Here is a 26,575-nt window from a genome sequence, read left to right on the forward strand (position 1 = left end):
GCGCCGGGATAATCCTTCAGATAGTCGATCGCCTGCTGGGCCAGCACCTCGGTGGGAGCCATAAGGGCGGTCTGCATCCCGGCCTTGGCGGCCAGGTAGGCTCCCCAGGCGGCCACTACCGTCTTGCCGGAGCCCACGTCGCCCTGGACCAGCCGGTTCATGGACCGGCCGGAGCTGAGGTCAGCGGCTACTTCTCCCATCACCCGGCGCTGGGCCTGGGTGGGAGGGAAGGGGAGCAGAGAGAGAAATTCCTCCAGCGGGCGGGAGGGCACCACCCGACCCGCCGCATCGCCCCGGCGGTGCTTGAGCATGGCCAGACCGGTGGACAGGTAGAAGAGCTTTTCGAAGGTGAGCCGCCGCCGGGCCAGGTCCAGACTCTCGGGGGAGTCGGGAAAGTGGATGTTGCGGAAGGAAAATTCCGTCTGGGCCAGCTCGTGCTCCAGCCGCACCGACCGGGGGAGAGATTCCGGCATCTGGGAGGCACAGGCCTCCACCGCCGGACGGATGAGAGAGCAGAGCAAGTGGTTGGAAATGCCGGCCGTCAGAGGGTAGACCGGAAGAATACAGCCGGTGACCGCCTGACGGTCGGTGCGCTCAAAGATGGGGTTGACCATGGTGCGGCGGCTGCCCTGCTCCTCCACCACGCCCCAAAAGACGTACTCCTCTCCAGCCTGGATGGCTCGCTCCACATAGGACTGGTTAAAGAAGGTGATGTGCAGGGCACCGGCGTGGTCCACCGCCTTTACCTTTACCAGCTCCATGCCCTTGCGGATGCGGCTGAGCCGGGGATGCTCGGCGGCCATGGCCTGGACGCACACCTTTACCCCCAGGGGAGCGGAGCGGATGGACCAGATCTTCCGCCGGTCCTCATAGTCCCGGGGAAAGTAGGTCATCAGATCCCGGACCCGGGTAAGCCCAAGCTTTTCCAGCTTGGCGCTCCGGGCAGGCCCTACGCCGGGAAAGTCGGTGAGCGGGGTGTTCAGGGTGATATCCAAGGTGTGCGCCTCCCTTCTGAGATAAGTTCAGACCCCCATTTTAACATAAGCGACGGGGTGCGTAAAGCGGCAGAAAAAGGGCCGCCGGGAGCGGTGTGCTCCCGGCGGCCTTGAAATTTGTTATGTCTGAGTTCCCGGTTCCACATAAGACTGCAGCTGTTCCCAGGTGAGATGCTTCTCTTCAATGTCCTGCCAGGTGGGCAGCCGCTGCTCCAGCTGCTCCCAGGTGATAAACCAGAAGCGGTAGCGGATGAGCAGGTGGGCGGGGATGATGTCGGAGATGATCTTATCGATCTCCTCAAAGGCGGGAGGGATGCCTGGAATTTCGGGAAACCAGACCTCCACGGTGCCAGGTTCGTCGGTCTCATCCACCCGGGCAATCACTCCGCAGCCGGCAATGGTGTCGTTGATGGCCTCCAGGGTAAAGTTGTCTCCGCTGATGCGCAGCAGAGCGGCCAGAGCCTCCCGCATGGCCTTGGTGGTGGAGGCGGGAGGACGGCGGCGCAGCAGGCCGGCAATGCGTTCCAGCCCCCAGTCCTCGGCGGTGGCCAGATTGGCCTCCCGCTGCAGTTCGTCCAGAACGCTCTCCACCCCATCCAGGGCAAGACCTTCCGCCTCCAGCTCGCCGCTGAGATAGCGGCCCTCTACATCGTAGACGCCCAGGGGGCGCAGCAGCTGGCGGAGATACTGGGCGTAGCTCATACCATCGCCTCCACCGTCAGGGTGCCCAAGGTGGGCAGCTGATCCAGCTCTATCGCCTGGTCGGCGGCAGGGGAGAGAATGGCGTAGTTTTCCACGTTCTCACAGCTGTAAATCACGCTGCCCAGCTGGGCCAGCAGCACATTGCGGCCCAGTCGTTCCCCGGAGAACCACCGGCGCACCTCCTCCTCCACGGCTTGCTCTACCGCCTCTTGGTCAGCCCCTTCCTTGGCCTTTACCTGGATGGAGACATTGACGGTGAGGGCCTCAGGGGCCAGGACCTTCACATCCACAGCGATCTCCCGCCGGGACTGGAAGTACTCCTGCAGCTGTCCCAGCAGCTCCTCATCGGGCTGTCCGCTGAGGGTGGCCACCACAACGTCCACGGTCCCGATGCCTCGGCTGCGGGGCAGAACGGACACCGCCGCCACTTGGTCAAAGGACAGCGCACCCTGTTCGTAGAAGGCGATGTTGGCTCCGTTGGGCAGGCGCTGGTAGGTGTCCAGAATTCGGGTGCGGAAGGCCTCATCCCCCTCTGCGTCGCTGCCTCCGGTAAAGGGCAGGGGATTGGTGCAGGCGGACACCCCCACCGGAGCTACCGCCATGGCGGTGATAGCACGGGCAGATACATTGCCCGCTGCGCCGGGGAGCAAGGCTTGGGCAGGGACGTCAACTTCTGCCTCGCCGGGGGCGATGATCCCGTCCTCTGTGGTCTCAAAGCGCACCATATCCGCCGTCAGACACACGGTACCTTGTGGGATAGTGCGGGCAGTGTCAGAGCTCTGGGCAGTAAAACGGATGGAGCCCAGTGCCTGGGTGGCTTGCTTGCGGGTAAGTCCCCGCAGCTGACCGTGGAGATCCAGATAGTCGCTCTCCGCCGTCTGGGGAAAGGCCTGGCGGGTGACCCACTGGGCCTGGATGTACAGGGCGTAGACCTGGGCGGCCACAGCGTACATCCGCACCGACAGGTCGCACCCGGGTTCGGGCTCCAGACCGGTCTGTTCCTCCAGGCAGGAGAGCATCTCTCCGAAAATTTCATCAATGGTTTTCATGTCGATCCCTCCTTACCCGGTAATGTCCAGGGACACAGACAGGGGTTCTCCCTGCCATTCCAGATAGACCTGCAAATGTCCCCGGCTGCCCTCCAGCTGAGTCCACTGCACATCGGTGACGGTCAGATCCTCCTCACTCTCCAGCGCCTGGACGGTATACTGCCGGGCCAGGGCGGAGCGGGCGGAGGGCTTTCCGTCCCGACACAGCTGATAGAGCCGACTGCCCATCTCGGGCAGGAAGGGGAACTGGCCCCGCCGGGCGGTGAGCCGGAACAGCACCCGCTGCAGCAGGGCCTGAGCCCCATCCAGGGACTGTACGCCTCCCTGCGAACCGGGGAGATAGTCCCCTCCACTGAGTTTTCGTTCCAAGCGGTCAGCCTCCTCCTAAAATTTCCAGGGTCACCTCCCGGGCGATGGCGGACACATAGTCCTCCAGTGTCTGCTCCCCGATCCATACCTGCCCGGTGAGACGGATGCCGTCTTTGCACAGGTCGATCTGTCCCTCGCCGCCGCTAAGCCGTACCCCGCCGGGCTCCAGCTGCTGTTCCGACTGGCGCACACCCACCAGACAGGGGGACTCCTGATGGTCCCCTGCCTTTAAAACCAATACTTTTTCGCCCACGGCAGGCCGCCACTGGTAGCCGCCGGGGGCGTACACCGCCACCCAGCGCCGCTCTCCGCTGAGATACACGCCTGCGGGGTCGCCTCCCAGGGTGACTACTCCCACGTCACCGGGAGCCTCCTGGGTCCTGCCATCCTGTTTTCGATTGGATGTCCACATAACCTTCACCTCACACCAAAACTTCGGGGGACATGAGCTCCAGACGGGTCCAGCCCCCGCTCTCGTCCACCCCGACCTGAGCCTGGTTGACCCGGTAGAGCCCGTCGCGCCCCCAGTCGGAGCGCTGCAGCTGTACCAGGTCTCCCGGCTTTCCGTAAAAGAGCACCGGAATGGTCACCTCCAGTACCAATTGTTCGGTGGCGGACTGGTCCAGCTGGAACTGCCCCGAGTAGCGCATGGCCTGGTACTGGCTTTTGCCCGGCATGGTAAGTACCTGGCGGCGGCTGCCTCCCAGGGCCTGAAAATCCGTGTTGTTGACCACCTGGGTGAGCTGCTGATACCGGTCCCGCACCACCACCTGGGACAGCACGCCGTAGCGCTTGTCCCGGCATACTAGCTTCGTCACCGGGGTGGCGTCGTCCAGCAGCAGCCGGGTATTGTCCTCCCAGGGGGTAAGCACCAGTCGTCCCTCCCAATCAAAGCGGGGGGAGATGCTGTGGTAGTAGCGCACAAAGTCGTACAGAACGGACCACTCGCTGCTGCCCACCGCCACAGAGAATTGGCTCACTGGGGCCATGTAGGCCTGGCTGGCCACCGTGATGCCGTAGGGGCTTACATGGTCCCGGAGAATATCGGCCAGAGTGGCCACCTGGTAGTCCTGGCCCAGGGCCTCGTTGTCCAGCAGCCGGGCGGCCATTCCCCGGCCGGACACATCGATCCAGGCCCCTTGGGGGGTGAGGGCGGTCTCGCACTCATCCACCACCCCGGTAAAGACTACCTGGTCCTCATCCAGGGCCTGAAAGGTGCACCATTGCCTGGGGTCCACGGTGTTGGTGCCCTCCCAGAGACAGCGGACCTGAAAGCTGTCACAGGGCACTCCCGAGGTGTATTGAAACGTCCAGGACAGGGGAGCGGGCAGTGCCGTGGCATCCCCTTGGGCGGAAATCACATATCCGGTCACGATACCCTCACCTCATCTCCAATGTGAATGAGGTTGGGGTTTTTGATCTGGGGATTGAGCGCAATGAGATCGCTCAGTGCCATGCCGTAGCGCATGGCGATGGACCACAGAGTATCCCCCTTTACCACCTGGTAATAGATGGGGATGGCCTGAGCAGCCTGGTCCGAGCCAGAACTTTGGCTGGTCTGGGCAGTCCAGGTGCGCACCTGGCCGCTGTAATAGTTGGCCTCCTCCCAAAATTCAAAGGAGTAGCGTACATAGTCCCGCATAGGTTCCTGCTCCAGCCGCAAGGAGACAAAATAGGCGTTGGCGGTCTGCCACAGGGGGTGGATAAGCTGGCCGGGGCCGCCGGAATAAAACACGTTGGCCAACTGGCCAAACTGGGTATAGGCGTCCTCACCGATGAATTCGCCTTCTCCCTTCATCACCCGCCGGGTCCGTCCCAGATCCTGCAGATAGTAAAGACCAAAGGGCACCTTGTTTACTGCCATGATCCGTTCATAGTCGATGGAGTACACCCTGGGATTGTGGGGCCAGACGTACTCCTTGTAGCGCATGGGGGTCAAAAGCAACGCCCCATCCCTCCTTCCTCAGTACAGAGAGAAGCCCCGGTCATACCGGCGGCTGTCCCGCTGAAAGGCCCGGTCCACCGCCCGAGCGTCCTCCTGCTGCTGAGCCGCGGCCGCGGCGGCGGCCAGAGGGGAGTCCCTCAGGGCGGCGGGGTCATACTGCAGCCCGGAGCTGCCCTGCCCGGAAAAGGCGCGGGAGGAGAGGCTGCCGCCGTTTTCTTGACTGCGGCCCAGGGCCTCTGCACCGGCCTGGATGTCCTCCAGGGTCCGCAGCTGCTCCAGCAGAGCGGGGGAGGAGGACTGTGCGGCAATGCCCTGGGAAAGGTCCTGGGGGTCACTGCCGTTTGATCCGGGCGTCTGCGAGTTATCCTCCCCGGCCCGCTGAAAACGGGGCAGAGCCTGCTGTTCCTCCAGAGCGGAGAAACCCGCCAGAGCATCCGATGGGTCTGCATACGCTCCGGCCTGGCTGTCCTGCGGATTTGCCTTGGCCCGGTCCTCCGGAGCCTGGGGCAGCACCAGCGAGGTGAGGTCGGGCTGCCACAGTGCGCTCCCGTCCTCTTCCAGAACATCCTCTACCTGCTCCAGCAGGTTGTCCAAATCGTTGGTCATCTCGTCTCCCCCTTCCCAAGAGCTGCAAACCGCTGGAAATCAAAGTTGGGATTTACCCCACCCTCCACGGTTCCGATGGGCCGGCCGCAGCCGGGGCACAGACCCTGCTGGCTCTGAGCCCGGCAGCTGGGGCAAAGCCGTTCCAGCTCCTCCTCCCGGTCCAATACCATGTGGGTGAGACACCACAGATAGTCCCGGTCCCGCATCTGCCGGGCCCGCGCCTCGGTGGGCAGAGCGCCAAAGGCTCGCAGCACTTTCCAGCGCAGCCGGTCAGCGCCGTCCGCGGCTACTTTTTTTTTACCTCGTCCGCCTGTTCCCGGCTCAGGGTGAGAGGCGGATTTTCCTCTCGATTAAATTGGCTCCAGGTCCGGGCCAGAGCGGAGATCTCCTCCACCCGCAGCCCGGAGAGCACCGCCTCACCGCTGGAAAAGACGGGCTCGCCCTCCTGAGTTTCCAGTGCCCGGGCCAGCAGACAGGCGTTGGAGCACAGGGCGCGCTCGCTGCTGCTGCGGCACAGACCGTCCGCCTCCCGCCGGGCCTGGAGCACCTCCAGGGCGGACAGCAGCCGCAGGTTCATGCCGTTGTCCAGCGCCATCCGATCCCGGCCGGCTAAGATGGAAGGGCTCATCTCACGCCTCCATTTCCAGCCGCTTGGAGGCCACAATGGTCACCTTCTCCAGCACCATGTTGCCCAAGGTGCCATTCTCCTGAATGGAGGACCACTGGCAGCCGGAGTAGACGATCTTCCGGTCGGGCTTACAGATGACCAGGGAGAAGTCGGACAGGCTGTAGAAGTCAATGCCGTCCTGCACCGCCTCTTCGGTGGCGTAAAGACGGCTCAGCTCCAGCACGTGGCTGGTCTGGCCGGGAATGGTGGCTACGGGTTCCTCCTCGCCAAAGGCCTCCACCGCCCGGCTGGTCTTGTCGGAGCGGGCGGAGTAGCTCTGTACCACGGCCACCTTGGTGCCGTCTACCTCCAGGTAGATGTCGCTGCTGGTGGGAAATCCTGTAATGCTCAAATTGATCCCTCCTTAAATGACGATGTGGGCGGTCAGCCAGATCTGGTTGAGACCGTGGGTGACGGTGAAGGTAAAGTCCACCAGGCACACGGTGGGGTCGTCGGGGTGAGCGGAGACGGTGACCTGGTCGTAGTCGGTGATGATCTCCCGGCTCTTCTTGTTCTCCAGCTCCAGCACCACCTGGGTGCGAATGGCGCCCCGGCTCTGGGCGGTGTTCTTGGCCCGGCGGAACTTGCTGCGCAGGCTGTCACGCAGGGTGGGGATCACATCGTCCACAATAAGAATGGTGGACAGCTCCCGCCAGGTGGTGTCCTCCACCTCGCCGCTGGAGGTTCGGGTCGTGACGCCGCGCACCACACCTACCTGACCGCTGACGCTCTCCAGGGCGGTCACGCCGCCCCGTACCAGCAGGTCGATGTCGTTGTCGCTGTACTGCGCACTCAATCCCTTCAGGCCCAGCAGCTCCGCGCCGCCCAGAGGGATGGCGGGGTCAGACTGGGCGGCAATGGCTCCGGCTACGGCGGCCGCGGCGCTCAGTCCGTCCTGAGCGGCATCCTCACCGTCCACACTGCCGGGAGCCACCAGTACCATGCGCTCGCAGTTGAGCCCCTTGGCCCGCTCCACCAGAGCGGATACCTCCTCGCCTGCGGCGGCGCCAACCACAGCAATACGCTCCCGGCGGGCGGCGCTGGCGGACAGTACACTGTCCCGCAGGGCCTGCTGTACCGTCAGGGTCGTGCTGTCACACAGCATCACGCTGATATTTTCCAGGCCGCCCAGGGTGTCAAACGCGGCCTGGTAGCCCTCCTCGTTGGCAACCGGAACGGCTACTACGGCGGCCGCGCCGTTGAGCAGGGCAATGCGGATGAGCTCGGCCATGTCCTGCTTGCCCTCCTGGCTGCCGAAAGCGGCCACCGCCGCCTCGTAGCTGGTCACGGTGATGGGGACCCCGGCGGAAGCTGTGGAATTGATGGCCGCCAGGTCCACCGTCTTGTGTCCTCCGCTGCCCCGCACCAGGGTGGAGGCGTCATAGGAGGAGTAGACGCCGGGGCGCTCGTGAGTGGTCAAATTCATAAGGTTCTCTCCCCTCTGATCTCAAAGTCCAGGAACTCGCCCTGCTCCTGCGTGCTGCCGGACACCAGCAGGGCGGTGCAAACCAGCTGGGCCGGGCGCTTGAGCAGCCGGGCCTGCTGGTCATAATCGGTCTCACCGCAGGAAAAGGTCCCCACGGTCAGCCCTTTGGGGCCGGGGGGCAGACAGGCCTGGGCCAGAGCGGCCCAAATCTGCTCCAGGGCAGCGGGATCGGCGCCGGGGGCGGCATACAGGTCCAGTCCAAAGGTCAGCTTTACCGTCTTGCCGTACCGTTCCTCCCAGGCCTGGGTGTCGGGATTGAGCCGCTGCCCCAGATAGCCGGAAAAGCCCGCCGGGGCGCTCTCGCACCCTCGCAGAGAGACCGCGATCACCGGAGCTTCCAACTGTGGCCGGGCTTCGGTGCTCCAGGCGGTGCGGGCAGGCAGCTGCTGGTCCCGGAGGTGCTGGCACAGCACCTCCACCGCTTGCTCCATGGGGGTGCTCATGTTCCTGCCTCCTCTCCTGTGTCTCTGGGCCGCAGAACCGCCCAGATGTGGGACACGCTGTTTCCTACATGCACCGGGTGGGCGGAGACGACGGCATAGCCTGATCCTTCAAACTCCACCCAGTCGCGGTTAGCTGTTAAGGGACGGTTGGGGTCACCCAGATATAAAAACCGGTCCTCCCGCTGCCAGCCCAGGGGAGAGGGCAGGCTTTGAGCCTGCCCCTTCTCCCGGATGGGCTGGAGAAAGGCACGGGCGTCCACCGTACTGTTCCCCTGGTGGAGGACCACCCGCTGGCCGTACTTGGCCAGCAGGGCGGCCCAGGCTGCATCCATCATCCCGTCACCCCCTGAAAATAAAAGCCGCCGTCCCGCAGGTAGGGAGCCATCAGCCGCTGGATCTGCTCTGTAAGGCTGCCAGAACTTCCACCATTTCCGGTCTGAATGGATACATCCCCGGCGGTGAAGGATGTCACCTCCCCGCTGCCACCAGCGGCGGAAAGTCCGTCCAGAGCCATCCAGGCCGCGCACACCATAAAGGCGTCGGCGCAGCTTTCCGGCGTGACTCCGGGCCGCAGCTGGGCGGTCAGGGCCTGCTCCGCCGCGGCGCACAGGGGCTCCAATACCTCCCGCTGGGACTCGGAAGCGCCCATGGCGATGGCTAAGGCAATGATCTGCTCGGTCATGCCTGCACCTTCAGCACGTGGGAGGCCTCCTGGAAGATCTTCGCAAAGCCGCTGATGGTGGTGATAGCCGCCCGCTCCAGCTGGCGGTCAATGAGCTTGTCGTACTCCACCATCACGTCGCTGCCCTGAATGAGCTCCAGAGCGTAGCGTTTGTCCAGGCCCACGGCAGTCTTCTCGGGCAGCACGCTGGTGCGCAGCAGGTTGGCGCCCAGGGGGGTGGACAGCTTGCCGGTGCCCTGGAAGTTGAGGCCGGTGAGGGGGTTCTGGAACTCGGGGAGCTTCAGCAGCTTCACCATCACGTCGGGGCTCACCAGCAGGGTGTTCATCTCGTAGGGCTCAAACTTGGCCCAGAAGTCCACCAGATCGTCGTAAGTCAGGGTGTCGGAGGCGGCGGTGGTGAACACGTCGGCGGCGTTGTCGTTGCCGTCGCCGTTGATCAGTACGTCCACGCCGTCGGCCAGCAGCATCTGGGCGATGTGGGAGCCGATCTGACGCAGGGTGACGGAGAACAGATCCAGCTTGCGGTAGCGCACCGACTCGTAGGAGGCCACCAGCATGCGGCCGCGCTTGTGCAGCTTAATGAGGTTGGCCTGCACCTTGATGGTGGTGCTGGGGATGGCGGCGCCTTCGTCTACCGCCCGCAGCTCTTTCTCCTCGCCGCCGGCCTTGGCGGCAATGGAGCGGTAGTCCATGCCGTCAAAGTTAGTGGTGGCGGCAGTGATAGAGGGGATGAGGTTGCTCTCGTCCATACCCTGACGCACGGAACGGGCGATGTACTCAGGGAAGAGGACGGCGGCATCGGAGGTGCGGAAGAACTTCTCCACCGCGTCGCAGCCCGCGCCCTTTACCTTGATGTCAAAGCGCTTGAGCTGGCGCTGAAAGGCGTCCAGACCCTCCAGACTGGTACCCTTGTACTGCTCGGAGGGGTCCAGGCGCTCCAGCACCTGGGTAAAGGTGCTGCCTGCCTCCTGATACATGCCCTTCTCCAGCTTCAAAGTGTCATAACGATTGGCCATCGCGATCCACGCTCCTTTCTTAAATTACAGGCACACCACAGCGGTGTGGGCGGCGTCGTCCACCGAGACCACCAGGGCGGTCACGCCGGTGGAGGCGGTCTTTACCTTGCCGGTGCCGTCGGCGGCCAGAATGACCTGGCCCAGGCTCACCGAGCCGGAGATGGGCAGGGTCATAAAGCCCTTCACCTGCACACCGGCAAAACCCTTGCGGTTGGACAGGGCCAGACCGCAGAACGCGTCGTTGTCGCTGCACGCGCCCACCTGGCCGTCGTCGGTGATCTTGACTACCTGGCCGGGGACTACGTCTTCCTTGGCCAGGAAGGTGGCGGTCACGGCGCCGATCTCTTCAAATGAAACCTGATTCATTCTTGTTCCTCCTTAAGTCATGAAGTATCTGGGTCAAATCAGAAAGGCCCCGTCCTCCTGGGACAGGGACTGGGGCTTTTGTGCATAGGGCAGCTGCAGGGGATAGCTCTTGGCCGCCTTCTGGCCATAGAGCCGCTGGAGCTGCCGCAGTTCAGGCTCTTCCAGGTGCTTGACCATGCTCTGCAAGACCTTCATCTCTGCCTGGGGGTCTGCCAGAGCCGCCAGCCGCACCACATCCTCCCGCAGCTCTTTGAGCGCCCGCACTCCCAGCTCTGCCTGGGCCTTCAGCTTGTCCACCTCTCCGGCAAAGCGGGGGTAGTCGGCCAGTAGCTCCTTGAGTGTCTCGTAGTGCTTCACGCCCATGGCCTTCACCACGCCGGCCTGGGGCTGGGCGGGCACGGCCACAAAGGAAAATTCGTAGGCGTCGGCAGGCTCCTCCAGACTGAGGTAGCACAGCTTTCCGTCATAGACCTGTCCGGGCTGGTGTCCGCAGCCTGCCCCGGCCTCCTCGCCGCAGATGGAGCATACCCGGCGCTTCACCGCGCAGCCCACGCTCACTTCCTTTTTGATGCCACCGTCGATCTCGGCAATGAGCCCCCGGTTGTCGTCGGTGCGCACCATGTAGGCCCGTGCTTTCAGCCAGCAGTAGGGGTCGCCCGCCTGGGTGACCCGCTCCGGCTCCGAAACGACCTGGGCGGAGAAGATCCGGGCGGCCTGGCTGCGGGCCGACCAGTTGTGGTCAAAAATGCCGCTCTTGCCCAGAAACAGAGGGGCCAGAGCCTCCAGTGTCTGGGCGGGGAACCGCTCATAGTCCCGATCCACCTCGTTGTCGCACAGCCGCACCGAGAAGACGTACACCTCCTGGGCGGTGAGGGGCTTTTTGCTCCAGGTATTGATGAGCGCCAGCTCCTCGGGGCTTACCCCCTCGGCCTCCTGTAAGGCCAGGGCGGTTTTGGTAATGTTCAACTTGCTTCCCTCCCAATCTCTTCGGCCTGGGCGTGGAGCAGCTGTGCCCGGGCCTCCTCTACGATGTCCTGGAGGTTGATGTCCTCCCACTCAATGCTCACCTGGTCGTCATAGCCGCCCAGGCGCAGCCACAGCCGGCAGATCCGCTGGAGCATAGGCTCCAGGCTGCGGCGAATGGCGGTGATCTCGCTGGTGAGCAGGTCGGCCTGCTGGGCGCTCATGCGCTCGGTGGACGACCAGGACAGCCCCAGCAGGAAGGGGGGGATGCCCGTCTTGGCCACTAGCTGCTCCAGAATCTGACGTACCGGGACCTCGCTGTCCAAGATCTGGTTGTCCGCCCCGATGACCTTGATGTCCACATCACCCACTGCCACAAAGTCCCGCACCGCACCCTGGCGGGAGGACTGCATGGCCTGGGACCACTGGCTGGCCACCTGTTCGCCCCGCTCCTGGGCGGAGAGGGGGCTGTTCTCGTCAGGTTTGCACACTACGGCAAAGCGCAGGTTGCCCACCCGCTCCCAGTTCTGGCCCAGAGCCTGGTAGATTTTCAACAGTACCCCGGTGAGAAAGGGCATGGAGCGCAGCATGGATACGCCGTAGGGGTGCTCTGCCTCCGGCTGGAAGGGGGTGAAGAGCAGCAGCTGCTGCCAGGGCAGCTCCTTAGGTTCACCCCCGTTTTCCCGCACGCACAGACGGAAATCCAGGGGGGATTCCCCCTCCCAAATTTCCACCAGGGCGGGGTCAGCGCACAGCACAGCGGCAATGGTCTTGCCCTGGGGGTCCAGCACCATCTCGCCCACGCCCTGGCCGCAGGTGATCATGCAGTCCAGGTATTGGTCCAAAAAGGACTGGATGCCCTGCTGTCCCCGGCCGGTGTCCACGGTGGCCAAGAAACGGCTCAGTCTCTGCTGAGCCCGGGGATCCCCACAGCGGATCTGTACCCCGCCGCACAGCCGCACCAGCTTCCAGATGGCTGCGTCCAGGATGGGCACTGCCTCTCGGATGGAGCGGTAGAGGGCGATCTCTCCGCTGCGCAAAGGCACGTACTGATCCAGTATCCCGAAGGGGTGGTGTTCCCAATCCCGCAGCTGGACCTGAGGTGGTTTCCCTGTTGGCTTTTTCTTCTCAAACCATTTCAAGTATCTTCCTCCTTTTCAAGACATTCCCGGTTGTATTGCCGGGACCTGTCCCATAAACTGGGGTAGGCTAAAATCTAGTCCGCTCCACGCTTCCCGCGAAAAAACCGCCGGAATTTCCGGCGGCAATGGTAGAAGCGAAGTATCGAATGTCATCCATAGCGTGGTCATGTTCTTTTACCACCCGGTCGCCGCCGCTGCCGCTGGTGTCCCAGCGGTACAGGCCGAACTCCCGGATGGCGTCCCGGCAGGGGGAGCAGATGACTAGCTTTCCCTCTTTCAGGAGCCGGGCGGTGAGCCGAATGCCGGAGAGTACATCGTTGTGAGCTTTCCGCACCGGCAGTCCACGCCGCCGCAGTACCTCAATGAAGCTGGCGGCGGAGGGGTCTACTACCACCGCGCCCAGAGGACGGCCCTTGACCAGGGCCTCCAGGTCGTCGGCGTACTCCTGGTCGGTCTTTTGCCTGCGCGCCTGGCGGGAGTTGTAGTAGTACTCCTCCAGCCGGTACCACACCCCGTTTTTCCTCCCCCAAAGTCCCATGGAGGTGGGGTTCACCGTTCCATAGTCGCAGGAGACGTAGAAGGGGCCGCTTACATCCAGGGGGGGTTCCCGCACCAGGTCCTGAGAGAAGAAGTCGTACACCAGACCCTCTGCGTTTACCCACTCTCCCAGCACGAACCGGCGGTAGAAGGCTCCCTGGAACATGGTCCGGTAGCGCTCCAGCATAGCGGGGGAGAGGCTGGGGTTGTCCGTCATGGCAAAGGACAGGCGCAGCGCTTTCTTTTCCTGTGCTTTTTGGATCCACTCCTGGTAAAACCAGTGGGCGGGGCTCTCCGGGTTGCAGGAGAACCACAGCTTGCTCCCCTCCACCGAGCACCGGGCGCACACCTGCTCCACAAAGGAGCGGGGCATCAGGGCCACCTCATCCAGCAGTGCCCCGGCCAGGGTAATGCCCTGTACCAGGGCGGCGGAGCGCTCATCCAGGCCGCCGAACAGATAGAAGGTGTTGCTGCGGTGGCCCATAGTGACGGTGAGCTGATTGCGGGAGGCGCGCTCCCGGCAGGAAAAACCAAGCTGTCTTAAGATAGGCAGCAGGTCGCTGAGGAGATTGCGCCGCACCGAGGGAATGGACTTGCCGCACAGGGCAAAGGTTTTGTCCTGATAGCAGCTCATGGTCCAGCAGAAAAAGGAAAGACCGGTGCACAGAGTCTTGCCGCTGCGCACGGCACCGTCGCAGATGATGGCCTGGCAGTTCCGAAAGGGAGAGCTGGGCCGCCACCAGGTGAGCACCCGCCGCTGTTTTTTGGAGAAGATGAGAGGTTTCATTCCTCCTCATCCTCCATGCGCCGGAAAAGGGAATCCAGCTGCTCCTCTCCGCTGGGGCCGCTCAGCTCCAGCAGCCGCTCCAGGGCCTTCATCCGGTCGGCGAATTTCAGTTCTACCGTTCCGGCACCGCTGCGCCGAAATTCGATCAGGGCGGACAGGTCCAGCTTTCCGATGGCCTCCCGTTCCTCCTCGGGCAGGTAGGCCAGCTTCACCGCGTCGTTCACCCTCGCGCAGGCCAGGGCGCGCATCTGCTCCAGCAGCTGCTCCCGATCCAGCGGTTTCTTGTTTCGTTTCACCACATCCCTCCTCTACCCCAGGGGGGAAGGAGCAAAAAGTTGTACACTTCACGTCACATATGAAAAAACTGAAAAATTTACCGCCATGCTCTGCGGTATAGAAGCCTCTCCGTTGTCACATCCTGTCATCGCATACCACTTGAAACACAGATAGGGAGGCACAGCGATATGAAACGAATCGGTTCCCTGGTGCTGGCGGTGCTTTTGCTCACCGGCACGGCGTCGGCCCAGGAGGCCGCCGCCCAGTCTCCGTTGGAACTGAGTGCGCCGTCAGCGGTGCTTATGGAGAAGGAGACCGGGACGATCCTATATGAGAAAGAGGCCAAACGGCAGATGGAGCCGGCCAGCGTCACCAAGGTCATGACTCTGCTGCTCATCATGGAGGCACTGGACAGCGGCCGCATCAGCCGGGAGGACGTGGTCACCGTCTCGGCCCGGGCCTCGGGCATGGGAGGCTCCCAGGTCTATTTGAAGGAAGGCGAGCAGATGACGGTGGGCGAGCTCATCAAGTGCATCACCGTGGTCTCAGGCAATGACGCCACCGTGGCTATGGCGGAGTATCTGGCGGGAAGTGAGAGCGCCTTTGTCCAGCAGATGAACCAGCGGGCCCAGGAGCTGGGTATGGAGGACACTAACTTTGTCAACTGTACCGGTCTGCCTGCATCCGGCCACGTGACCACGGCCTACGATATTGCCCTCATGTCCCGGGAGCTCATTCTCAACCATCCGGGCATCCGGGAGTATACCACCATCTGGATGGACTCCATCCGGGACGGGGCCTTTGGTCTGACCAATACCAACCGACTGGTGCGTTTCTATGAGGGCGCTACCGGTCTGAAGACGGGTTCCACAGACTCGGCCCTGTACTGTATGTCGGCCACCGCGGAGCGGGACGGCATGGAGCTCATCGCCGTAGTGATGGCCGCTCCCACAGCGGCAGACCGCTTTGAGGACGCCAAGGCCATGCTGGATTACGGCTTTGGGGCGTATACACTTATGCAGGTGTATCCAGAAAGTCCTCTGGCGCCCATTCCGGTGCTGCTGGGTACCGTGGGACAGATCCAGCCTGAGTTGGAGCGGGAGTGCCGGGTGCTGGTGCGCAAGGGAGAAGAGGGAAGCGTTACCACCAAGCTGACCTTGGCCCAGGACCTGGAGGCCCCGGTGGAAGCGGGGCAGAAGGTGGGTGAACTGGAAATTTTGGTCAACGGAGAGACACGGGATACCCTGGCCATAATTTCCAGACAAGAGGTGCAGCGGCTGACCACTGGCGGGATTTTTCAGCGGATGCTGCGCGGTCTGCTGATGGCAGAACAACGATAAAAAACCCCCTGGGGCGGAAGGTTTTTGGGCCTTTCGCCCCAGGGAAACAGGGGTGGGAACAAAATTCCAATTAACACCCTTTTGACTTGACGGTGTACAGACAGTGTTGTATAATTTATATAAATATCGGGGGTTCCGATTTAGAAAGGTTGTCGTTTTCGTTGGGAAAATAGCGAAAAAGACGAGATTGAGGTGATTACTATGGTCAAATATGATACAAAACTATCAGATTATGACCTGTTTTTGGAGCTGGAGGCCTTCTCAGAAGGCCGCAGCTGCCACGCGTGGAGATGCTTCGGCTCCCACCCGGGGCAAAAGGACGGCCAGGACGGATATGTGTTCCGTGTCTGGGCGCCCAATGCCAAGCAGGTTTGCGTCTTTGGTGATTTCAACGGATGGGATGAGAATGCAGCTCCGCTGGAAAAACTGGAAGGCGGAATCTGGCAGGGTTTTGTTCCTGGCTTAAAGCGTTTTGATACATATAAGTACGCGGTACACGGTGCCGACGGCAAGGTGGTGGCCAAGGCTGACCCCTATGCGTTCCACGCCGAGACCCGCCCAGGCAATGCCTCCAAGATCTATGATCTGGAGGAGTATCCCTGGGGCGATCAGGGCTGGCTGGACCACCGGGCGAAAAACGCTCCTTACCGCCGTCCCATGAATATTTATGAATGCCACCTGGGCTCCTGGCGGCGCACCAGGGAGGGGGAGTTCCTCTCCTACCGGGATACTGCCCAGTATCTGGTGCCCTATGTGAAAGAGATGGGCTATACCCATGTGGAGCTGCTCCCCGTGATGGAGCACCCCCTGGATGCCTCCTGGGGCTATCAGGTCACCGGCTACTTTGCCGCCACCAGCCGCTTCGGTACCCCTGATGATTTGAAGTACCTCATTGACCAGCTGCATCAGGCCGGCGTGGGTGTCATCCTGGACTGGGTGCCCGCCCACTTCCCACGGGACGCCTTTGGCCTGTACCACTTTGACGGCGGCCCCACCTATGAGTACGCCGACGCCCGTAAGGGCGAGCACCCCGACTGGGGTACCCAGGTCTTTGATCTGGGCCGCAGTGAGGTGCGTTCCTTCCTGTTCTCCAACGCCATGTTCTGGCTGGAGGAGTACCACGCCGATGGCCTGCGGGTGGACGCGGTGTCCTCCATGCTCTATCTGGACTATGGCCGGCAGGACGGGGCCTGGATGCCCAACATCCACGGCGGCAAGGAGAACCTGGAGGCCATCGAGTTCTTCCAGAAGCTGAATACCGCCATTTTTGCCGCCCATCCCGATGTGCTGATGATCGCCGAGGAGTCCACCGCCTGGCCCAAAGTGACCCATCCGGTGAGCGACGGCGGCCTGGGTTTCAACTTCAAGTGGAACATGGGCTGGATGAACGACATCTGCCATTACATCAAGCTGGACCCCTACTTCCGGCAGTTTAATCATCGGGATATCACCTTCTCCCTGATGTACGCTTTCTCGGAAAACTACATTCTGCCTCTGTCTCATGACGAAGTGGTCCATATGAAGGGCTCCTTCCTGGGCAAGATGCCTGGGGACAACGCGGAGAAATTCGCCGGTGTTCGGGCCTTCTATACCTACATGCTCACTCACCCCGGCAAGAAGCTCACCATTATGGGTACCGAGCTGGGTCAGTGGAACGAGTGGCACTATGAGTATTCGCTGGACTGGCACCTGCTCCAGTATGAGCCCCACCGCCAGATCCACCAGTTCTTCAAGGCGGCCAACGCCATGTACCTGGAACAGACCGCGCTTTGGGAGCAGGATGACTCCTGGCAGGGCTTCCAGTGGCTGTGTGCCGACGACAACACCGCCAATACTGTGGCCTTCCTGCGCTGGGATCGGGAAGGAAGACCCCTGGTGGTGGTGGCAAACTTCTCTCCCATCCATCGCAAGGGTTATCAGGTAGGTCTGCCCTTCCCGGGCACCTGGGCGCCGGTGTTCAACACCGATGCCGAGGAGTTCGGCGGCGCGGGCCTGGGCGACACCGCCCCCATCAAGAGTGTGGACATCCCATGCCACGATCAGGAGCAGTCCATGACCATTGATCTGCCGCCCATGTCGGTGATGATCTATCGCTGCACTCGCCGCGCTCCCGTGCGCAAGAAGAAGGACAGCGAGAAGGCGGGAGAGAAGAAAACTTCGGGAAAGGTTAAGAAGCCGGAAGGCGCAAAGGACGCGGGGACCGCCGCCAAAAAGACCCAGGCGATCAAGACCGTGAAAAAGAAAGACGATCAGGCGTAAGCCTCTCGCCTGCGCTTCTTTCGCAGAAGGCGGACCTTTAAAATATAACAGAGGTGAATGAGAGTATGAAAAAAGAAGTCGTGGCCATGCTTTTGGCTGGCGGTCAGGGCAGCCGTCTGTATGCCCTTACCAGCCATGTGGCCAAGCCTGCCGTCCCTTTTGGCGGCAAGTACCGCATCATCGATTTTCCCCTGTCTAACTGCGTCAATTCCGGTATTGATACCGTTGGCGTGCTGACCCAGTACCGTCCTCTGGAGCTCAACAGCTACATTGGCTCCGGTCAGCCCTGGGACCTGGACCGGTCCGACGGCGGCGTGCACATCCTGCCCCCTTACATGCGTGAGGGCGACCAGGGCACCTGGTATAAGGGCACGGCCAACGCCATCTATCAGAATATCGGATTCCTGGATATGTATGATCCCGAGTATGTGGTCATCCTCTCCGGCGACCATATCTATAAGATGGACTACTCCGACATGGTGTACTTCCACAAGAAGACCCAGGCGGCCTGTACCATCTCCGTGCTGGAGGTCACCCTGGAAGAGGCCACCCGTTTCGGCATCATGAACGTGGATGAGAACGATCAGGTCTACGAGTTTGAGGAAAAGCCCAAGCATCCCAAGAGCACTCTGGCCTCCATGGGCATCTATGTGTTCACCTGGAAGAAGTTGCGTCAGTACCTCATCGATGACGAGGCCGATCCCAACTCCTCCAACGACTTCGGTAAGAACATCATCCCCAACATGCTCGCCGCCGGCGAGAAGCTGATGACCTACCGCTTCCATGGTTACTGGAAGGACGTGGGCACCATCAACTCCCTGTGGGATGCCAACATGGATATGCTGGCCATCAACAGCGGCATCAGCATGTATGATAACAGCTGGCCCATCTATGCCCGTACTCCCGTCAAGCCTCCCCATGTCACCGGTCCCAACGCTCAGGTGTCCCACTCTCTGGTCACCGGCGGCTGCCGCGTGGACGGCGTGGTGGAGAACTCGGTGCTCTTTAACTCCGTCACCGTGGAGGAGGGAGCCGATATCCAGTACTCCATCCTGATGCCCGGCGCCGTGGTCAAGAAGGGCGCTGTGGTGTCCTACGCCATCGTGGCGGAGGGCGCGGTCATTGAGGAGGAGGCCACCGTGGGCGCGCCGCCCTCGGACGACCCCGATTGGGGCATTGCCGTGGTGGCCGGTGGAGTCACCGTTGGCCCCAAGGCCGTGATCAAACCCAGCGCTATGATTCGTGAAGATGTGAAAGGAGGTGAGCAGGCGTGAACGATCTGCACGGAATTGTCTTCGCTTGCCGCTCTGATGCCAATCTGGGGGAGCTGACCCGTCCTCGCAACACCTGCTCCCTGCCCTTCGGCGGCCGTTACCGCCTGATTGATTTCATGCTCTCCAACTACGTCAACGCCGGTATCACCGACGTGGGCATTATCGTTCACCAGAGCTATCAGTCCCTGCTGGACCACGTGGGTTCCGGTAAGGATTGGGACCTGAGCCGCAAGCACGGCGGCCTGCGTATCCTGCCTCCCTTCGGCTATGCTGAGCGGGGCGGCGAGTATAAGGGCAACATGGACGCCCTGGCCGGTGTGGCTGACTACCTGGAGAATATCCGCCAGGATTACGTGATCCTGGCCTGGGGCGACATGGCGGTGAACCTGCCTGTGGCCGAGGTCTTCCAGCAGCACCTGGATTCCGGCGCCGATGTGACCATGGTCTGCACCCCCACCCTGAAGGGTGCTCCCCGCTTCTCCGAGTACGTGGAAGTGGACGAGACCGGCCGCGTCACCGACCTGTCGGTCCACCCTGTGGCCGCTGACAAGACTCTGGAGAGCCTGGAGGTCTACATCCTCTCCAAGAAGCTGCTCATGGATATGGTGGACTACTGCGCCGCCCATGACATCTACAATTTCAGCCGCGGTGTGCTCCAGCCCCGCCTGAAGACCCTGAAGCTCATGTCCTATGTGCATAAGGGGTATGTGGCCCGCTTCCAGTCGGTGAGCGGCTACTTTGAGCGCTCCATGGATCTGCTGGATCCTGAGGTGCGGGATGAGCTGTTCAACCCCGCCCGTCCCATCCGGACCAAGGACCGCTCCAACCCCTCTACTTACTATGGCCCCGAGGCCAAGTCCAACCACTCTCTGGTGGCCGACGGCTGCCGCATTGAGGGTGAGGTGGAGAATTCCATCATCTTCCGCGGCGTGACCATTGAAAAGGGCGCCCGGGTGTCCAACAGCGTGCTGATGCAGGGTACCGTGGTTAAGAGCGGCGCCTCGCTGGCTTACGTCATCGCGGACAAAAACGTTACCGTCAATCAGGACCGCATGCTGATGGGCCACTTTACCTATCCTCTGGCCATCGCGAAGGAATCGGTCGTGTAAGCTGAGTAAAACTCCATCACGCCGGGGGCCGGGCGGAGTACCGCCCGGCTTTCCGGGGATGGAGTTTGCTTGTTCTTAATATCTGGAACTGGGAAAGGGGAACTGATATGAAAATTTTATTTGCCTCCTCCGAGGTGGCCCCGTTTATTAAAACCGGCGGTCTGGCCGATGTGGCCGGCTCTCTGCCCAAGGCTCTGGCCCAGGCGGGTCATGAGGTCAAGGTAATTCTCCCCCTGTACGAGGGCATCGGCGGCGAGTGGCGCAGCCAGATGACCTTCCTGAAGTATTTCAACGTCACCCTGTCCTGGCGGCAGGTTTACTGCGGCGTGTTCTCTCTGGAGCGCGACGGCGTGACCTACTGGTTCGTGGACAACGAGTACTATTTCAAGCGCTGGCAGCTCTACGGTCACTTCGATGACTGTGAGCGCTTCGCTTACTTCTCCCGGGCCGTCATCGAGGCTCCCGGCCAGCTGGACTTCTGGCCCGACGTGATCCACTGCAACGACTGGCAGACCGCTCTGGTGCCCATCTATCTGCTGGAGGAGAAGTACCGTATTCCTCAGCTGGGCCGGGCCAAGAGCGTGTTCACCATCCACAACATCGAGTATCAGGGCCGCTACGGCGACCAGGTGCTGGAGGATGTCATCGGTCTGGACAAGAGCTACTTCAATGAGGGTATGCTGGCCTACCACGACGACGTGAACCTGATGAAGGGTGCCATCATGGCCTCTAACTTCGTCACCACCGTTTCTCCCACCTACGCCAATGAGCTGAAGATCCCCTTCTATGCCCACGGTATGGACGGTGTCATCAATCAGCAGAGCGGCAAGGTCCAGGGTATCCTCAACGGCATCGATATGGATCTGTACAACCCCGCCACCAATCCCGGTCTGGCCTCCAACTTTACCGCGGATGATCCCGTGGAGGGCAAGCTGGCCTGCAAGCTGGCTCTGCAGCGTGCAGTGGGCCTGCAGGAGAACGCAGATGTGCCTATCATTGCCTGTATCTCCCGTCTGGTGGGCCACAAGGGCTTCTCCCTGGTCACTGACGTGCTCCACCAGATCATGGGCATGAACGTGCAGATGGTGGTGCTGGGCACCGGCGACTGGCAGTTTGAGGAGGCCTTCCGCAATGCTCAGCAGCAGTATCCCGGCCGTTTCTCCGCGCAGATCACCTATTCCGGACCTCTGTCCACCATGATCTACGCCGGCGCGGATCTGTTCCTCATGCCCTCGGTGAGCGAGCCCTGCGGCCTGAGCCAGATGATCGCCATGCGCTACGGCACTGTGCCCATCGTCCGGGAGACCGGCGGCCTGAAGGATACCGTGTTCCCCTATAACAAGTTCACCGGCGAGGGCCGCGGCTTTACCTTCACCGATATCAACGCCAATGACATGCTCTGGGTCATTCGCGAGGCCGTGGACCTCTATTACAACAATAAGGAAGCCTGGCGCGGCCTTCAGAAGGAAGGCATGACCGCCGACTTCAGCTGGGATCATTCGGCCCAGCAGTATCTGGATATCTATCAGCGCATCCAAGGTTAAGCAAGCAATTTGGTCAGCCGGGCGGACAGAAATGTCCGCCCGGTTTTTTTGCCTGCACACAGAAAAAAGCACCGGTTTTCCACCGAATTTTGCACAAGCAAAATCACCGTTTCCAAGGCGGCAAACCCTTCTCCCATAAGCATTTCCGCCAAACTTTTCGGAATCACTGGCATTTTTAGGGAAGGAGCGCTCTGCGCATTTGACGTGGGTACGGGAGTATGGTAAAATATGTCCCGTGCCGCACCTGCGGCAGGAAAAATGCTATTAAGAATTTTGATACGGGAGGCAACATCATGGCTGAATATACTAAGGCCCAGCTTACCGAACTGATTATCGGGAAACTTCACCGCAATTTTGGACGGGACGTAGAAGACGCCACCCCTAACCATATGTTTAAGGCCTGTGCTCTGGTGCTGCGGGACATCATGTCCGGCCACCAGATGAATACCAGCAACCAGGTGTGGGAGGGCCAGGAGCGCCAGGTCCACTACCTGTCCCTGGAGTTCCTGATGGGCCGCTCTCTGGAGAAGAACGCCTACAACCTGGGTATTCTGGATACTTTGAAGGAGGCTCTGGAGGGGCTTGGCTTCTCTGCCTCCGATCTGTTTGAGATCGAGCCCGATGCCGGTCTGGGCAACGGCGGCCTTGGCCGTCTGGCTGCCTGCTATCTGGACTCCATGACCACCCTGGAGATCCCCGCCACCGGCTATTCCATCTGCTACGAGCTGGGTATCTTCAAGCAGAAGATCGTGGACGGCAAGCAGGTGGAGCAGGCCGACAACTGGCTGGGCCTGGGCGACGCCTGGCTCATCCCCAAGATGGATGAGACCGAGGAGGTCCGGTTCGGCGGCAAGATCGTGGACCACTGGGATGACAAGGGCCACAACCACCCCGAGCATGTGGGCTACACCACCGTGCTGGCCATTCCCCGCGATATGGAAATTGCCGGCTACAAGACCAACCACACCAACGTGCTGCGCCTGTGGGACGCCAAGAGCCCGGTGCCCGTGGATATGTCCCTGTACTCCCGCGGCGAGTATCTGAAGGCGGTAGAGCAGCAGGCCATGGCTGAGGTCATTGCCAAGGTGCTGTATCCTGACGACAACCACTACGAGGGCAAGTCTCTGCGTCTGAAGCAGCAGTACTTCTTCGTTTCCGCCACCGTACAGTCCATCGTGCGCAAGCACCGCGCTCAGTACGGCACTCTGCGTAACTTCCATGAGAAGCACGTCATCCAGATCAACGACACCCATCCCACTCTGGTCATCCCCGAGCTCATGCGCATTCTGCTGGACGTGGAGGGCTACAGCTGGGACGAGGCCTGGAATATTGTCACTCACACCGTGGCCTACACCAACCACACCGTGCTGGCCGAGGCTCTGGAGCGCTGGCCTCAGGGGCTCATCGAGACCCTGCTGCCCCGTATCTGGCAGATCCTCAAGGAGATCGCTGCCCGCTATCAGCGTCAGCTGGAGCAGCACTTCGGCGGCGATATGAACAAGGTCTCCAAGATGGCTATCATCTGGAACGGCGAGGTCCGTATGGCCAACCTGTGCATCTGCGCCTGCTATGCCGTCAACGGCGTGTCCGCGCTGCACTCTGAGATCCTGAAGAAGGACGTGTTCCACGACGCGTACACCATGCATCCCGAGCAGTTCAAGAACGTGACCAACGGCATTGACCACCGCCGCTGGCTGTCCCAGATCAACCCCAAGCTGGACGCTCTGGTGCGTGAGTGCACCGGCGGCGATGACTATCTCCTCCACCCCGACGCGATCCTGGGCCTGGAGAAGTACAAGAACGACAAGGCCGTGCTGGAGCGCCTGGAGGCCATCAAGAAGGAAAATAAGCGCCGCTTTGCCTCCTATCTGGCTCGGGAGAGCGGTGTCATGCTCAATACCGACGCCATCTTTGACGTTCAGGTCAAGCGCCTGCACGAGTATAAGCGTCAGCTGCTGAACGTGCTGCACATCGTACACCTCTATAATCAGCTGCGGGATAACCCCAACATGGAGTTTACTCCCCAGACCTTCCTGTTTGGCGCCAAGGCGGCTCCCGGCTATCATGTTGCCAAGCGGATCATCCAGCTCATCAACTCCCTGTCCGCTCAGATCAATGCCGATCCCATCTGCAAGGATAAGCTGCAGGTGGTCTTCCTGGAGAACTACCGCGTCTCCCTGGCTGAGAAGCTGATGCCCGCCAGCGAGCTGTCTGAGCAGATCTCTACCGCCGGCAAGGAGGCCAGCGGCACCGGCAACATGAAGTTCATGATGAACGGCGCGCTGACCATCGGCACCCTGGACGGCGCCAATGTGGAGATGCACCAGAAGCTGGGCGACGAGAACATCTTCCTGTTCGGTCTCACCGCCGACCAGGTGACCTCCATGAAGGCCAATGGCTATCATCCTCAGGACTACTACCACCAGAATGGCGACCTGAATCGGGTCATCGACCAGATCTCCGCCGGTTTTGCCGACAAGGAGTCCTATGCCGATCTGATGGACCGTCTGCTGCGCAGCGCCGGAGGCAGCCCCGCCGACGACTATATGCTGCTGGCTGACTTCGATAGCTATCGTCAGGCCCACTGCCGTGCTCTGGAGACCTACGCTGACCAGCAGCGCTGGAATCAGATGTCCCTCATCAACATCGCGCGCTCCGGCATCTTTGCTGCCGACCGCTCTATCCGCGACTATGCCCGGGATATCTGGCACGTGCCCACCCGCGACTGATTCATTTCCCCTCGATAAAAATAAGGTCCGCTTTTGCGGACCTTATTTTTTGTCTGCTCTTGCCAAAATGGGGGAAATGCACTACAATAAAGTAGAAAAGAAGCGGACTGCCAGCTAGAAATAGCTGTCAGAATAGAATCATTTGCAGGAGGAAAAGGTTATGGTTTCCATTGCTTCGGATCATGGCGGCTATCGCCTGAAAGAACATATCAAAGCGTATTTGACGGCCAAGGGCATCAGTGTGCTGGACTGCGGCTGTGACAGCTTGGACAGCTGCGACTACCCCGTTTTCGGAAAGGCAGCGGCCCAGGCGGTAGCTGACGGCCGCTGCGAAAAGGGTATTGTGATCTGCACCACCGGTATCGGCATCTCCATCTGTGCCAATAAGGTCAAGGGAATCCGCTGCGGCTTGTGTAGCGATCCTTTATCGGCTGAATTAACGCGCAAGCATAACAATGCCAACATGCTGGCCATGGGTGCGGGGATCATTGGCCCCAATATGGCTGAGCGCATCGTGGATGTGTTCCTCTCCACTGAATTTGAGGGAGGCCGCCACGCTCGCCGGGTTGGCCTGATGATGGATATCGAAAACGAGCAGTAACATAAAAAATCCTGGCGACCTTGGTCGCCAGGATTTTTTTATGTTAGGGAAATCGCAATTGCTGGAGAGTTAGGACCAGTCGTAGGTGACGGTAAACTCCTTAGAACCGCCGTCCTCAAAGGTGACGGTCACAGTGATCTCCATGCTGTCGCCGCTGGTGCAGCTGGCCAGAGTATCGTCCTTAGTAAAGGTCAGCTCCAGGTTGGGGTCAGAGTAGGAGACAGTAGCCTCGGTGTCGGTGCCCACAGCGGACTCGGCATAGGTGCCAGTGCCGGTGGCCTTGACGGAGGAGATCTTAGAGGAGATATCCAGACCAGCGGGGGCGATGGTCAGCTTCACGCCGGCAGCAGCCAGGCCGCTGGAGGAAGTGGCATCATCCACGGTCACAGTGTCGCTGAGGTAAACAGCAGTCAGGGTGATGTTGCCCTGCACGTTGGCAATCACGTCGCCAGCGGCGTACAGGTTGCCCTCGCCGTCAGACCAACCCAGGAACTGGTGGCTGCCGTAGGTGGGCTCAGTGCCGCTGATGGTAAAGTCCTTGCCCTGAACGGCAGTAGCCTCCTGGGGAGCGCCGGAACCGGAGCCGGCGGAGTAGGTCACCTTGTAGTTGGCGGGAGCCACGTTGCCGGAAACCTCCTGGATAAACACGGCCTTCACAGCGCCGTCCTTCAGGATAACGGTGGCCAGGTCGTTGGCGTCGGTCTTGATGCCGTTGATGGTGCCCACAGTCAGGTCCTTGCCGTCGTACTTCACAACCAGAGCGTTATCCTGGAAGCTGTAGTAGCTGAAGCCCTGGTTCTCGTTACCAAAGCCGACCACGCCATTCTCCACGCGCTTGGTACCATCGTTGACGGAAGCGATCTCGCTGGTGTACAGGTTGACCTTGGTGACCAGGCCATTGGCGTCCATGGAGTAGCTCTTCACGGAGAAGATGCCCTCAGCCTTCAGGGTGGAGGCAGCAGCAGAACTCTTCTTCACGTCCAGAGTGGTGACCTTGCCGTCGACCACAGCGTCAAAGGTGTAGTACTCGCCGCGGTTGTCCTTGTTCTCGGCGGCGGAAGCATCGCCCACCACGAAGGTAACCTGCTCGGCGGTGTTGCTCTCCAGCACGGCGGACTCAATGTAAACCACCTTGGCCATGTTGGAGGAGCTCTTAAAGACGACAGTCTTGGTGGTGCTGTTGTCGTCGCTGATGTTGGGTACGTTCTGGATACCGGTGTAGATCACGTAGTCATCGCCGTCCTTGACCTGGAAGATGGTCTGGCTGTTGGCGTAGACAGTGGCGCCGTTGATAGTCATAGCGGCCTTAGGTGGCATCCTTCAGGTTGTTGGCGGTGTAATTGGAGAGAACACCGGTATCATAGGTCAGAGTAGCAGAGGAGTCATACTTGGTGCCATCCACAGTGACAGCAGTCACATTGGAACCATTGGCACTGAACTTGCTGATCTCTACGTTGGACATGATCTCCACATCAGAGATAGTCTGGATCTCATTGTCAGCATAGGTCACCAGGACAAAGTCATCCTTGGCAATGTCGGCAACGTTGAAGTCCTCGCCGGAAACGGTCTCAGTACCAGAGATGCCATAGATCTCGAAGGTAGCCTTGTCCTTGCTCTCACTGTAGTCAGCGGTAGCCTGAGCCAGGTAGGTGTTGATAACAGTAACAACAACTTCCTCGGCGTCGGAG

Annotated in this window: 29 protein-coding genes and 1 pseudogene; 7 read left to right on the plus strand and 23 right to left on the minus strand. The window is 61.0% G+C overall.

Annotated elements, in window-relative coordinates; translation table 11 throughout:
- The 21 genes from ACLTXB_RS14655 to ACLTXB_RS14755 form a co-directional block, all read right to left on the minus strand.
- Positions 1 to 995: DEAD/DEAH box helicase (locus ACLTXB_RS14655; protein ID WP_428227504.1), on the minus strand; the 995-nt coding region annotated here is incomplete at its 3' end.
- Between the two features lie 120 nt (positions 996 to 1,115).
- Positions 1,116 to 1,697: a DUF2313 domain-containing protein gene (locus ACLTXB_RS14660; RefSeq protein ID WP_428227505.1), complete on the minus strand. Its 582-nt coding sequence runs from the start codon at positions 1,695 to 1,697 to the stop codon at positions 1,116 to 1,118.
- Entirely contained in the window at positions 1,694 to 2,746 is a 1,053-nt protein-coding gene (locus ACLTXB_RS14665; RefSeq protein WP_428227506.1) for a baseplate J/gp47 family protein, read from the minus strand. Before ACLTXB_RS14665 ends, ACLTXB_RS14660 begins: the two co-directional genes overlap by 4 nt.
- Before the next feature lie 12 nt (positions 2,747 to 2,758).
- Positions 2,759 to 3,115: a hypothetical protein gene (locus tag ACLTXB_RS14670; RefSeq protein ID WP_110441405.1), complete on the minus strand. Its 357-nt coding sequence runs from the start codon at positions 3,113 to 3,115 to the stop codon at positions 2,759 to 2,761.
- A 4-nt stretch (positions 3,116 to 3,119) separates the two neighbouring features.
- A complete protein-coding gene (locus ACLTXB_RS14675) occupies positions 3,120 to 3,527 on the minus strand; it encodes a hypothetical protein (protein ID WP_428227507.1) in 408 nt (135 codons plus the stop codon).
- A 10-nt stretch (positions 3,528 to 3,537) separates the two neighbouring features.
- A complete protein-coding gene (locus ACLTXB_RS14680) occupies positions 3,538 to 4,488 on the minus strand; it encodes a hypothetical protein (protein ID WP_428227508.1) in 951 nt (316 codons plus the stop codon).
- A complete protein-coding gene (locus ACLTXB_RS14685) occupies positions 4,485 to 5,045 on the minus strand; it encodes a LysM peptidoglycan-binding domain-containing protein (RefSeq protein ID WP_428227530.1) in 561 nt (186 codons plus the stop codon). The genes ACLTXB_RS14680 and ACLTXB_RS14685 overlap by 4 nt, the downstream gene beginning before the upstream one ends.
- A gap of 33 nt (positions 5,046 to 5,078) precedes the next feature.
- Entirely contained in the window at positions 5,079 to 5,666 is a 588-nt protein-coding gene (locus ACLTXB_RS14690) for a hypothetical protein (protein WP_428227509.1), read from the minus strand.
- The gene (locus ACLTXB_RS14695) at positions 5,663 to 5,920 is read right to left on the minus strand and encodes a molybdopterin oxidoreductase (RefSeq protein WP_428227510.1); all 258 of its coding nucleotides are present in this window, start codon (positions 5,918 to 5,920) and stop codon (positions 5,663 to 5,665) included. The genes ACLTXB_RS14690 and ACLTXB_RS14695 overlap by 4 nt, the downstream gene beginning before the upstream one ends.
- 32 nt (positions 5,921 to 5,952) lie before the next feature.
- Positions 5,953 to 6,294 carry a hypothetical protein gene (locus ACLTXB_RS14700; protein WP_428227511.1) on the minus strand — a complete coding sequence of 114 codons (342 nt, stop codon included), beginning with the start codon at positions 6,292 to 6,294 and terminating at the stop codon, positions 5,953 to 5,955.
- A gap of 1 nt (position 6,295) precedes the next feature.
- Positions 6,296 to 6,685: a hypothetical protein gene (locus tag ACLTXB_RS14705; RefSeq protein WP_428227512.1), complete on the minus strand. Its 390-nt coding sequence runs from the start codon at positions 6,683 to 6,685 to the stop codon at positions 6,296 to 6,298.
- A gap of 12 nt (positions 6,686 to 6,697) precedes the next feature.
- Positions 6,698 to 7,759 carry a phage tail sheath C-terminal domain-containing protein gene (locus tag ACLTXB_RS14710; RefSeq protein WP_428227513.1) on the minus strand — a complete coding sequence of 354 codons (1,062 nt, stop codon included), beginning with the start codon at positions 7,757 to 7,759 and terminating at the stop codon, positions 6,698 to 6,700.
- Positions 7,756 to 8,262, minus strand: a complete 507-nt coding sequence (locus ACLTXB_RS14715) for a hypothetical protein (RefSeq protein WP_428227514.1) — start codon at positions 8,260 to 8,262, stop codon at positions 7,756 to 7,758. Before ACLTXB_RS14715 ends, ACLTXB_RS14710 begins: the two co-directional genes overlap by 4 nt.
- On the minus strand, positions 8,259 to 8,597 hold the full coding sequence (locus tag ACLTXB_RS14720; protein WP_428227515.1) for a hypothetical protein: 339 nt from the start codon (positions 8,595 to 8,597) through the stop codon (positions 8,259 to 8,261). Before ACLTXB_RS14720 ends, ACLTXB_RS14715 begins: the two co-directional genes overlap by 4 nt.
- Complete coding sequence (locus ACLTXB_RS14725; RefSeq protein WP_428227516.1) at positions 8,594 to 8,944, minus strand: hypothetical protein; 351 nt, start codon at positions 8,942 to 8,944, stop codon at positions 8,594 to 8,596. The genes ACLTXB_RS14720 and ACLTXB_RS14725 overlap by 4 nt, the downstream gene beginning before the upstream one ends.
- Positions 8,941 to 9,960 (minus strand): phage major capsid protein, encoded by a 1,020-nt coding sequence (locus tag ACLTXB_RS14730; RefSeq protein ID WP_428227517.1) that lies wholly within the window; start codon positions 9,958 to 9,960, stop codon positions 8,941 to 8,943. The genes ACLTXB_RS14725 and ACLTXB_RS14730 overlap by 4 nt, the downstream gene beginning before the upstream one ends.
- Before the next feature lie 24 nt (positions 9,961 to 9,984).
- Positions 9,985 to 10,326, minus strand: coding sequence for a hypothetical protein (locus tag ACLTXB_RS14735; RefSeq protein ID WP_428227518.1), 342 nt, complete (start codon positions 10,324 to 10,326; stop codon positions 9,985 to 9,987).
- 33 nt (positions 10,327 to 10,359) lie between these two features.
- A complete protein-coding gene (locus tag ACLTXB_RS14740; RefSeq protein WP_428227519.1) occupies positions 10,360 to 11,292 on the minus strand; it encodes a hypothetical protein in 933 nt (310 codons plus the stop codon).
- On the minus strand, positions 11,289 to 12,431 hold the full coding sequence (locus ACLTXB_RS14745; RefSeq protein ID WP_428227520.1) for a serine/threonine protein phosphatase: 1,143 nt from the start codon (positions 12,429 to 12,431) through the stop codon (positions 11,289 to 11,291). Before ACLTXB_RS14745 ends, ACLTXB_RS14740 begins: the two co-directional genes overlap by 4 nt.
- Positions 12,432 to 12,498: 67 nt before the next feature.
- The gene (locus ACLTXB_RS14750) at positions 12,499 to 13,755 is read right to left on the minus strand and encodes a PBSX family phage terminase large subunit (protein ID WP_428227521.1); all 1,257 of its coding nucleotides are present in this window, start codon (positions 13,753 to 13,755) and stop codon (positions 12,499 to 12,501) included.
- Entirely contained in the window at positions 13,752 to 14,051 is a 300-nt protein-coding gene (locus ACLTXB_RS14755) for an XRE family transcriptional regulator (protein WP_428227522.1), read from the minus strand. The genes ACLTXB_RS14750 and ACLTXB_RS14755 overlap by 4 nt, the downstream gene beginning before the upstream one ends.
- Positions 14,052 to 14,219: 168 nt before the next feature.
- On the opposite strand from ACLTXB_RS14755, the gene ACLTXB_RS14760 reads away from it, so the two are divergent.
- The 7 genes from ACLTXB_RS14760 to rpiB all read left to right on the plus strand — a co-directional run bounded on the left by ACLTXB_RS14760 (position 14,220) and on the right by rpiB (position 24,887).
- Positions 14,220 to 15,371: a D-alanyl-D-alanine carboxypeptidase family protein gene (locus ACLTXB_RS14760; RefSeq protein ID WP_428227523.1), complete on the plus strand. Its 1,152-nt coding sequence runs from the start codon at positions 14,220 to 14,222 to the stop codon at positions 15,369 to 15,371.
- Between the two features lie 201 nt (positions 15,372 to 15,572).
- Positions 15,573 to 17,630: a 1,4-alpha-glucan branching protein GlgB gene (glgB, locus tag ACLTXB_RS14765; protein WP_428227524.1), complete on the plus strand. Its 2,058-nt coding sequence runs from the start codon at positions 15,573 to 15,575 to the stop codon at positions 17,628 to 17,630.
- 65 nt (positions 17,631 to 17,695) lie between these two features.
- A complete protein-coding gene (locus tag ACLTXB_RS14770; protein ID WP_235397392.1) occupies positions 17,696 to 18,904 on the plus strand; it encodes a glucose-1-phosphate adenylyltransferase in 1,209 nt (402 codons plus the stop codon).
- Entirely contained in the window at positions 18,901 to 20,013 is a 1,113-nt protein-coding gene (gene glgD / locus ACLTXB_RS14775; RefSeq protein WP_428227525.1) for a glucose-1-phosphate adenylyltransferase subunit GlgD, read from the plus strand. The genes ACLTXB_RS14770 and glgD overlap by 4 nt, the downstream gene beginning before the upstream one ends.
- Positions 20,014 to 20,120: 107 nt before the next feature.
- Positions 20,121 to 21,557 (plus strand): glycogen synthase GlgA, encoded by a 1,437-nt coding sequence (gene glgA, locus ACLTXB_RS14780; protein WP_428227526.1) that lies wholly within the window; start codon positions 20,121 to 20,123, stop codon positions 21,555 to 21,557.
- A 293-nt stretch (positions 21,558 to 21,850) separates the two neighbouring features.
- Positions 21,851 to 24,286 (plus strand): glycogen/starch/alpha-glucan phosphorylase, encoded by a 2,436-nt coding sequence (locus ACLTXB_RS14785; protein WP_428227527.1) that lies wholly within the window; start codon positions 21,851 to 21,853, stop codon positions 24,284 to 24,286.
- Positions 24,287 to 24,446: 160 nt separating this feature from the next.
- Complete coding sequence (rpiB, locus tag ACLTXB_RS14790; protein ID WP_428227528.1) at positions 24,447 to 24,887, plus strand: ribose 5-phosphate isomerase B; 441 nt, start codon at positions 24,447 to 24,449, stop codon at positions 24,885 to 24,887.
- A gap of 69 nt (positions 24,888 to 24,956) precedes the next feature.
- Here rpiB and ACLTXB_RS14795 read toward each other — a convergent pair whose 3' ends face one another.
- Both ACLTXB_RS14795 and ACLTXB_RS14800 read right to left on the minus strand, forming a co-directional pair.
- Entirely contained in the window at positions 24,957 to 26,186 is a 1,230-nt protein-coding gene (locus tag ACLTXB_RS14795) for a hypothetical protein (RefSeq protein ID WP_428227529.1), read from the minus strand.
- 7 nt (positions 26,187 to 26,193) lie between these two features.
- Positions 26,194 to 26,575, minus strand: a pseudogene (locus ACLTXB_RS14800) (hypothetical protein); the annotation flags it as partial.

This window comes from Flintibacter sp. (assembly GCF_046973065.1).